This is a genomic window from Roseofilum sp. SBFL, from assembly GCF_017746885.1.
Lineage (GTDB): Bacteria > Cyanobacteriota > Cyanobacteriia > Cyanobacteriales > Desertifilaceae > Roseofilum.
In genome coordinates, this window is sequence record NZ_JAGHZH010000100.1 from 1 (window position 1) to 3,521 (window position 3,521).

Genomic DNA, 3,521 nt, shown 5'->3' on the forward strand with positions numbered 1-3,521 from the left:
AGATAAAGACCTCAAGGGGCGAGATAAAGAATTACTGGAAGAGAGCGTCAAAATTCGCCGAATGTTGCGAGGACTTGAACAAAGGTTGAAAGGAAACGATAGCAATGGCTAAAAGTCCAAGAGTCACAGACTCAGAGGGTAAAACCGCAAAATTGTGGAATTACGACAAGATTACCAAAAAAAAGACCCCATTATGGGGTCTTTTAGTAATTGGAGGCTAGGAGAAAACGCTCTTTCTTCTCAGATATTTGCTTCCATTCTAACCAACCTTAGCCAATTCTGGGAAGGTCGTCGTTACCTCCTAAAAGTTCATCCTAAATATCCGGCAACTGAATATCGTCATCGGGCGAGAAATAATGATTATCCAACATCTCCCCAGACGTTTCAAATAACTTCGCAATAGTAGCTCTATCTACTCCTCTTCTTAAGTAAAAGGATGCCGATGTATTTCTGAGGGAGTAAGTAGGGAGTTTCTGTCTGATTATCCCATCATTAAATAACCCATTGATTACGCGACTAAAGATTTTCGTTGTAAAGTTGTGGAGGTTAATGTAGCCGCTTTTGAAGGATGGAAATACCAGATTCAAAGAATTGTAACTCCTAGGATTCCTGTGCTGCATGGCAAGACATTCCTTTAATTGCTCATTGGTTGGAAAGTATCGCGTTTTTCCATTTTTTGTAGGCTTCAGTTCATTCAGTGAATAGGACTTACTTATCTTAATTCTGCCCTCACCAATATCATCCCAGGTAAGAGCGCAAGCCTCACCAGGACGGCAACCAGTTAGTAAGAGAAACTCAACAAAATGATAGTAATGGCTGTGGAGATATGCCGATTTAGTGGGACAATATCTATCAGTTCTAAACGCCTCTAATATCGCTTTCACTTCCTCTACTGTATAAGCTTTATTGGTACGCTTAGACTCATCTCTACTAGCCTTTTTTGGCAACTGCTTTTTGATGTCTTTCCAGTAACTTTTAGGAATGTGTCCATAATTGAACGCCAGATTACTCGCTGCTACTAAAGAAGCTAGGACGCGCTGCAAGGTAGAGGGGCTGTAATGCGCCAATAATTTAGGGGTTACCTTGTGGACATTATCAGGTAATGTCTCCTCAGTGCAGAGCAGGGCAATGGCGTTGTCTGTCGCCCTCCAGTGGTTTTTCTGAGTTGTCCGTGGTGTGGATTCAACGTTGTGGGATTTGTAGAAGTTCCACACATCAAGTAGCGTCCACTGGGTTCCTTGTTCGTGAGTGCTTATCGCCCGCTGATACTCGTCAATCGCCTTCTGGTTCCGCTTGTGATGAGATTGGTAACTTTCTAATGATGGGTCAAATATTCCCAGTCGGATATCGCGTTTAATCTGTTCTCCCGTGGCTATGGCGATAGATTGTGCTGTGGGGTCGTCCCATGCACCGAACCCAGATAAGCGATATTGCCTACCTTGATACTGCCATCTCAGTCGGATAGACCCATTGTTATTGTCGGGTCTTATCTTAGGTATTCTTGCTCTCTTTGCCATTTCAAGTTGCCTATAAACTGCCTATAAGCAACGGCTGAGGCATGGAACCCCTTGTAATTAAGCCTTTCGTTAACCCTTGGTAAGGGTAGTGAGTATTTAAGCTGACCCAAAAAAGTGGTAACAAAGGCTCCTCCAGTTTTTTTCCAGGGCAAATATTCCCTATAATTCAGAACTTGCTTGTACTGTTGAGCCATAAGGCTTTTAGAGAAATGATATTCTTCTGCTTGTAATGCATATTTGAGAATTAGTTTAGTTAAAAATATACGTGCAAAGGATTCAAATTTGTGGTAGATAAAGTCTCTATTTTCACCGTCGCGACAATTTTCTACACGATGGGGTTCTTCTTTTAGATTGAGAATAATATGATGCTGTTCATACTTATCGATTGGCTATGATCGTAGCATTTAAAAGCCTATTGGTAAAGTGAATTTTAAGAATGACTAACTCACCAGGACATTGATAGTTACTCAAGAATAAATCAGGGTAAGAGCAATAGTAAATAGACTCCCTTGACCGAGTTGACTGGTAACCGTAAGATCGCCTTGATGATGGTGGGCGATCGCCCGGGCAATGGCTAATCCTAAACCTGTGCCTCCTGTGGTTCGAGCGCGATCGCTGTCAACTCGGTAAAAGCGATCGAAAATACGCGGTTGTTCCTCTTTGGCAATCCCTATTCCCGTATCTCGAACCTGAATCAAAGCCTGGCGTTCTTTGACGGTTAAGCTCACCACGACTTGACCTTTACTAGGGGTATATTGAATAGCATTAGCGATTAAATTAGAGACTAAACGGTAAAGTTGAGAATCGTCTCCTAAAACCTGAATTGGGCGATCGGGGATTTGCTCAATGAGATCGATATCAGCCCTCATAGCCACCTCGGAAAATTCTTCTACCAGATCCCCAACTAAATCGTTTAAACAACAATACTGAAAAGAGGTAGAAGGGACTCGATCTTCCAGACGAGTTAATAAGAGTAAATCTGTAATTAGATGGCTTAAGCGTCTTCCTTGTCTTTCTAGAGTTTGCAACATTGGGGTTAAATCTTCGGGTTTTGAGGAGGGTATTCTTAACATGGCTTCTATGGTTGCTAACAAATTAGCTAGGGGCGATCGCAACTCATGGGCGGCATTAGCGGTAAACTGTTGTTGTTGTTGATAAGATTGATAAATCGGTTGCATGGCTAACCCGGAAAGCCACCAACTTGACATCACCACAACCCCTAAAATTAGGGGAAACCCGATCGCTAAGATCGTTTGTATGCGTCTAACTTCAGCATCGAAGGGTTGTAAAGTCCGTCCGAGTTGCAAATAACCCCAAGATGAGTTGTGATAGTGGCGATCGCCAACGGAATGAGGATAAGCACTGTGTAAAATAATCGTAAATTGGTGATAACGAATCCCCTCACTGGTGAGAGTTTGCCAGGGAGTATCCTTTAAGATGCCAGAAAGATTCGCCGGTTGATTGGGAGAAAAAGCTAGCAGTTGCCCCTGATGATTAAACAGCCGTAGGAAATAGGTGCTGCGATCGCTAATACCAATGGTATGTCTTTCAATTAAAGTCGGATTAAAATTACACGGTTGTCCCACTAAACACAATTCAGGCAAAATCTGCCTTAACACAGTGGTGGGGTTTTCTGAGGCAGGCAACATCGGTTCTAAGCTATCGTGAAGTGTTCCCGCGATCGACTCCATTTCCCGTTCCATTGCTTGCCAATTCGATCGCACCAGGGAACGATACATACCCAACGCCGATACACTTAAAATTGCCCCCATCACTAAGGCATACCAAAACGCTAAACGAAGGCGACTATGACGAAAAAGTGGAGAACTTTTCATAAATGGAACTTAAACAACAGACATAGCTCTATCCCTCTTCTGTCACTCTCCGAAAAGCTTTAGCTTTTCGGAATCGTAGAGTGTAGACAAGGCAGGCGATCGCGCCATTTTTTCTGCATATCAATTCCCAAGAGTATGCATATGGGCAAAAATGAGATCGCCACACCCT

2 protein-coding genes are annotated in these 3,521 nt (G+C 42.9%); both read right to left on the reverse strand.

Annotation, left to right across the window (positions count from 1 at the left end; translation table 11 throughout):
- Window positions 1–314: 314 nt before the first annotated feature.
- Window positions 315–1,517, reverse strand: a complete 1,203-nt coding sequence (locus tag J7545_RS11360) for a tyrosine-type recombinase/integrase (RefSeq protein WP_318700407.1) — start codon at window positions 1,515–1,517, stop codon at window positions 315–317.
- Between the two features lie 467 nt (window positions 1,518–1,984).
- Window positions 1,985–3,352, reverse strand: a complete 1,368-nt coding sequence (gene rppB / locus J7545_RS11365; RefSeq protein ID WP_318700408.1) for a two-component system sensor histidine kinase RppB — start codon at window positions 3,350–3,352, stop codon at window positions 1,985–1,987.
- Window positions 3,353–3,521 lie beyond the last annotated feature (169 nt).